Here is a 5,124-nt window from a genome sequence, read left to right as displayed (position 1 = left end):
AGGACTGGGCCGCCGTGGTGCTGATGGTGGTGGCGATCGCCTCGGTGCTGGCGCCAGCGCGGGCAGCCAAGTGACGGGCTAGCGCAGAGGCTCTCTTCTTCATACCAGCAGGGGCCGCGGATCTGGCTCTGCCAGTCCGCAGGCGCAGCGCCCCCGAGGGGCTGGAGCCTGCGGCTCCCAACCTGCCTGCGCAGGTTGGGACAGGCGACAGAGGCGAAGCGTGCCGCGAGCCGCGGCCTGCAAGGCCTCGCGCAGTACGCGAAGCGGCAAGCGTGGGGGCAGGTAGTTACGCAGAGCGAACGACCGTGGGGGCCACACTCATCGCCAGGCACAGGTCATCCCAGGCCTTGGCCTTGTCGCTCTGGCTGCGCAGCAGGTAAGCCGGGTGGTAGCTGACGACCACCGGCACGCCGAGGTAGCGGTGCACCTGGCCACGCAGCTTGCCGAGCGGGATTTTCTGCACCTCGGGCACGCTGTCCTGCAGCAGCGACTGGGCGGCAAACTTGCCCAGCGCCAGAATCATTTTCGGCTGCAGCAGCTCAACCTGGCGTTTCAGGTAAGGCTCGCACTGCGCCACTTCCGCCGGGTCGGGGTTGCGGTTGGCCGGCGGGCGGCACTTGAGCACATTGGTGATGAAAAGGCTTGTCGACAGGCCGGCACGCGGCACGCTGGCATCGCTGCCGCGCTGCAGGCCCGTGGCCAGCAACATGTTGTCGAGCAGCTTGCCCGCCTGGCCGACAAAGGGTTCGCCGGCAAGGTCCTCGTTTTCACCGGGCGCCTCGCCGACGATGAGCCAGTCAACCTGCGGCGCGGCGCCTTCGGCGGCCGCCGGTCCAATACCAAACACGGTGTTCTGGCGGCTTTCGCACAGCGCGCAGGCGCGGCAGCCGGCCACCGCGGCCTGCAGCGCGGGCCAGTCCATCCGGTCCACACCCGTCGCGCTCGGCTGCAGGCCGGGCGCCGGCCGCGTTGCTGCAGGCGCAGGCACCGCGCGGGCGGAAGGCAGGGCTGCAGGTGCTGCGGGCGCATGCCTTGCCGGCGCAGATTCAGCATCCAATCGGGCTTTAGCCCTTTCTGCATGTGCGCCAGCAGCTATCTTATTGGTAGCAACTTCCGGCGCCACCTGATCCGCCGCTGGCGCCGGCGGTTGCCACAGACGCACGCCCATTTCGCGCAGCATGGCGCGTTGGCGTTTGTCCAGGTCCAGGCTCATCGCGGCGCCTTCACAAGGCCAGACTCATGACCACGGCGTCTTCGCGTGTGGCATGGGCCGCGGGGTAATACTGGCGCCGGGTGCCGACGTGGCGAAAGCCGTAACGCTCGTACACCGTCCTGGCGCGGCCGTTGCTCACGCGCACCTCCAGCCACAGCCACTGCGCGCCCTGCCCGCGCGACCAGAGCGCCAGCGCATCGAGCATCACGCGGGCCCAGCCCTGGCACTGGTGCGCCGGTGCCACCGTGATGTTGAGCAGGTGCACCTCGTCCACCCCTTTCATGGCCACAAAATAGCCCAGCAGTTCCGCGTCCGGCCCGCTGCCGCCGGTGAGCACCAGCGCCTGGTAACCGGCCTGGAGCGAGTCGCTGAAATTGCCGCGTGACCACGGGTGGGCGTAGGCGCTTTCCTCGACCCGCAGCACCGCATCGAACCACAACTCGGTCATGGGTTCGAACTGGGCTTCCAGGGGCTGGAGAACGGCGCTCATGTCGCATTATCGGCCGGCCGCCGAGGCGAGGCCGGCCTTGACGCGGGCACGCTCTTCGGTGGTCAGGGCGACCTTGTCACGGACATACAGCGGCAGCGCCTGGCTGGCGGGCACACCCTGGCCGGCGGCCAGCAACGCAGGCGCCAGCCGTAGCATGGCCGCAGCCGTCGGCAAGGCGGTGATCCGCGGCAGGCTGTCCGGAAACACCGGCAGGCGCGCCGCGTAGACACCGAACACATTGCCTGCCAGCAGGTCGTCTGCCGGGTCCAGCGGCAGGTTCTCCGGACGTAGCAGGCTGCAGTCGGCCAGCGCGGTCCAGCGCCCGCCATTGCAGGCAAAACGCTGCACATACATCTCGTCCATGCGCGCATCCAGCAGCGTTGTGACCTGCAGGCGGGCCGCAGCCTGCGCTCCTTCGTGCTGGAAACGCGCCTCTTCGGCCACCGCCATCAGTGTGTCCAGCGGCAGCACCGGCAGGCGCGCCCCCAGCGCCAGGCCCTGCGCCACGGAACACGCCGTGCGCAGGCCGGTGAAGGAGCCGGGGCCGCGGCCAAACACCAGCGCGTCCAGGTCGACCAGCGCCAGCCCGGCCTGGCCCAGCAGGTCGAGAATGGACGGAATCAGCGTGCTGGACGCCTGCGCACCGCCGGGGCCGGTGTGCTGCCAGACACGCCGGCCGTCGGTAAGGGCCAGCGACATGCTGTCGGTGCTGGTGTCAAAGGCCAGGAGTTTCATGGGTTGATGCGTCAAATCAGGCCTTGGCCCTGGTGGGTTGTGCGCCATCAGCTATCGAATCAGGAGCGACTGCCGGGGCGCGCTGGGCCTGCATGCGCACGCCGAACACAATGCCCAGGGTCACCAGTGCCAGCCCGGCGAGCAGGTTCCAGTACAGCGGCTCGCCCAGGAAAATCACCGCGCCCAGCGCCGACAGGCCGGGCACCACGGCGGTGATCATGGTCGAGCGCACCGGGCCGAAGGACTGGACCATCTTGGTGAAGGTGATGCCGGAGATCACGACCGAGCCCACGCCCTGGAACACCATCTGGAAAACAATCTCGCTCCAGGGGGCGCTGGCCAGCCGGGTGGCGATGGCGCCCGAATACGCCAGCAGGCTGTAAACCGGCACATAGGTCACAAAGGCAAACACGCTGATGGCAATGGTGGCGGACACCGCCTGCAGCGCGTGTTTGCGCACCAGCACTGAATAAACGGCCCAGCAGGTGGAGGCGCAGAGAAACAGCAGATCGCCCTTCCAGACCTGGCTGCCGGCCTGTGTCCAGGCCTGCAGCAGGCTGGCGCCGCCCACCATCACGTCGCCGAGAAAAATCAGGCCCAGGCCGATGGCGCGCACCCGCGTCACCCGGTCTTTCAGGATCAGCACGGCCATCAGGGTGGTGCTCAGCGGCAGGGTGCCGGGCAGCAGCACCGAGGCGTGGGCCGCGGGCGCGAAATAAAAGCCGCTGTAGGCCAGGCAGGCGTAACCGACACCGCCGACCAGGCCGATCAGCGCGGTCAGCCGAAAGCCCAGCGGCGACAGGCCCAGCCAGCTCGGCGGCGCGAGAGCGGGTCGGCTGTCGCGCGCACGGCGCCAGACCAGCCAGGCACCCCAGGGCAGCAGCACCAGCGCCGCGCCGATGAAACGCAGCAGGCTGATGTCCAGCGGCGTGAGGCTGCGGTGCGCCGTGGCGCGTGCAATCACGATGAAGGAGGTCCAGATGGCAACGGTCACGATGGCGGCAAGCACGCCGACCGTCTTGGGAGAAAAACGCATGGGTCGATTATCCGGGCAAGCGGCTGCTTCGCAGGGCAAGGCCGATAATCAGCCATGCTTCCTTGTCCCCTGATGTTCTGCCGGCTGGCTGCCGCGCTCGCCCTGGTCCTGGCCCCCGGCTGGGTGCTGGCCCAGAAAGCCCAGCGCCCCCCCAAACTGACCCTGCCGCCGGCCATTGCCAAGGCCCTGGTGCGTGCGCAGGTCCCGCCGGACGCCGTCACGCTGCTCGTGATGGACGCCTCGGGCCGGCAGCCGCCGCGCCTGGAGCACCGCAGCACGGTACCGATGAACCCGGCGTCGGTCATGAAGCTGGTGACCACTTACGCCGCGCTCGACGTACTGGGGCCCGACTACACCTGGAACACCCGCCTGACGCTGGACGGCAGCCTGTCGGAAGGCATTCTGCATGGCAACCTGGTGGTGCGCGGCGGCGGCGACCCCAAGCTGGTGGTCGAGCGCCTGCAGGCACTGCTGGGCCAGGTGCAGGCCAGTGGCGTGAAGGTGATACGCGGCGACATCGTGCTGGACCGCAGCGCCTTCCTGGTGCCGGCACTGGACGCCGGCGAGTTCGACGGCGAGCCGCTGCGGCCCTACAACGCGCGCCCCGATGCCCTGCTGATCAATTTCAAGTCGCTGGTGATGCGCTTCACGCCCGACCTGGCCAACGGCCACGCGCGGGTACAGAGCGAGCCGCCCATGGCCGGCCTGCTGGTGGATGACACGGTGCCGCTGGCACGCGTGAGCCGCTGCGGCGACTGGCGCAGCGAGCTGCGCGCCAGCGTGCACAGCCCCGACCGCATCCAGTTCGCCGGCAGCTACTCAGCGGCCTGCGGCGAACGCCTCTGGCCCACGGCCTATGCCGAGCCCGCCAGCTTTGCGGCGCGCGCCATCGAAGGCTCATGGCGCGCGCTGGGCGGGCTGCTGACCGGCAGCGCGCGCGACGCCACGCCGGCCGAGCTGGCCATGCTGCGTGCCCGCGGCACGCTGACCGGTGAAAAAGCGCCGCTGCGGCTGGACGCGCCCTCGCTGCCGCTGCGCGACATCGTGCGCGACGTCAACAAGTTCTCCAACAACGTGATGGCCCAGCACCTCTTCCTCACCTTGGGGCGCAATGCCCAGCCGGGCGACAACCCACAGGGCACACCCGAAGCCGGCCGTGCCGCACTGGCGGCCTGGTGGAAAAAAATCCTGCCGCGGCAGGAGGCTCCGGTGATGGACAACGGCTCGGGCCTGAGCCGCGTCGAACGCATCAGCGCCGCCAGCCTGGCGGCCATGCTGCAGGTCGCCGCTCAGGGCCGCGTCGCGCAGGACCTGCTCGACTCCCTGCCCATCGCCGGCGTGGACGCCACCATGCGCAATCGCGCCACCGCGGTCACCGGGCAGGCCTTCATGAAAACCGGCTCACTGCGCGACGTGACGGCCGTGGCCGGTTATGCCAACGGCGCGAGCGGCGCGCGCTACATCGTGGTCGGCATGGTCAACCATCCGAATGCGATCGCGGCGCGGCCGGCGCTGGATGCCTTGATTCAGTGGGCGGTGCAGGAACGCTGAAGGGACATCCCTTCCTGGCATCACGCTGCGGCCTGGGTTCGCTATGGACAGTAGGCGCAACTCCCCACTCCCAACCCCCCGCCCTTCCCTCGCCCCGCT

General features: G+C 69.3%; 5 protein-coding genes. 1 reads left to right on the top strand and 4 read right to left on the bottom strand.

What is annotated here, in order from left to right; genetic code table 11:
• Positions 1 to 286: 286 nt before the first annotated feature.
• Genes PSV33_RS02320 through PSV33_RS02305 form a run of 4 tightly spaced genes read right to left on the bottom strand, consistent with a single transcriptional unit; the run spans position 287 to position 3,474 of the window.
• The gene (locus PSV33_RS02320) at positions 287 to 1,213 is read right to left on the bottom strand and encodes a uracil-DNA glycosylase (protein WP_300558142.1); all 927 of its coding nucleotides are present in this window, start codon (positions 1,211 to 1,213) and stop codon (positions 287 to 289) included.
• Positions 1,214 to 1,223: 10 nt separating this feature from the next.
• Entirely contained in the window at positions 1,224 to 1,703 is a 480-nt protein-coding gene (rimI, locus tag PSV33_RS02315; protein WP_300558139.1) for a ribosomal protein S18-alanine N-acetyltransferase, read from the bottom strand.
• Between the two features lie 6 nt (positions 1,704 to 1,709).
• Complete coding sequence (tsaB, locus tag PSV33_RS02310) at positions 1,710 to 2,438, bottom strand: tRNA (adenosine(37)-N6)-threonylcarbamoyltransferase complex dimerization subunit type 1 TsaB (RefSeq protein WP_300558137.1); 729 nt, start codon at positions 2,436 to 2,438, stop codon at positions 1,710 to 1,712.
• A gap of 16 nt (positions 2,439 to 2,454) precedes the next feature.
• On the bottom strand, positions 2,455 to 3,474 hold the full coding sequence (locus tag PSV33_RS02305) for a DMT family transporter (RefSeq protein WP_300558134.1): 1,020 nt from the start codon (positions 3,472 to 3,474) through the stop codon (positions 2,455 to 2,457).
• 54 nt (positions 3,475 to 3,528) lie between these two features.
• Here PSV33_RS02305 and dacB point away from each other — a divergent pair, with 54 nt between their 5' ends.
• Entirely contained in the window at positions 3,529 to 5,025 is a 1,497-nt protein-coding gene (dacB, locus tag PSV33_RS02300; RefSeq protein ID WP_300558132.1) for a D-alanyl-D-alanine carboxypeptidase/D-alanyl-D-alanine-endopeptidase, read from the top strand.
• Positions 5,026 to 5,124: the final 99 nt, after the last annotated feature.

Origin of the sequence: Polaromonas sp., assembly GCF_029945895.1 — a bacterium.
In the GTDB taxonomy this organism is placed as follows: Bacteria; Pseudomonadota; Gammaproteobacteria; order Burkholderiales; family Burkholderiaceae_C; genus Polaromonas.
The sequence above is the reverse complement of the archived record's forward strand: the minus strand, read 5'-3'. Positions and strand labels throughout refer to the sequence as shown.

Coding starts and splice junctions, on each gene's coding strand:
- PSV33_RS02320 (WP_300558142.1), bottom strand. CDS start 1,213: ATGAGCCTGGACCTGGACAAACGCCAACGCGCCATGCTGCGCGAAATG.
- rimI (WP_300558139.1), bottom strand. CDS start 1,703: ATGAGCGCCGTTCTCCAGCCCCTGGAAGCCCAGTTCGAACCCATGACC.
- tsaB (WP_300558137.1), bottom strand. CDS start 2,438: ATGAAACTCCTGGCCTTTGACACCAGCACCGACAGCATGTCGCTGGCC.
- PSV33_RS02305 (WP_300558134.1), bottom strand. CDS start 3,474: ATGCGTTTTTCTCCCAAGACGGTCGGCGTGCTTGCCGCCATCGTGACC.
- dacB (WP_300558132.1), top strand. CDS start 3,529: ATGCTTCCTTGTCCCCTGATGTTCTGCCGGCTGGCTGCCGCGCTCGCC.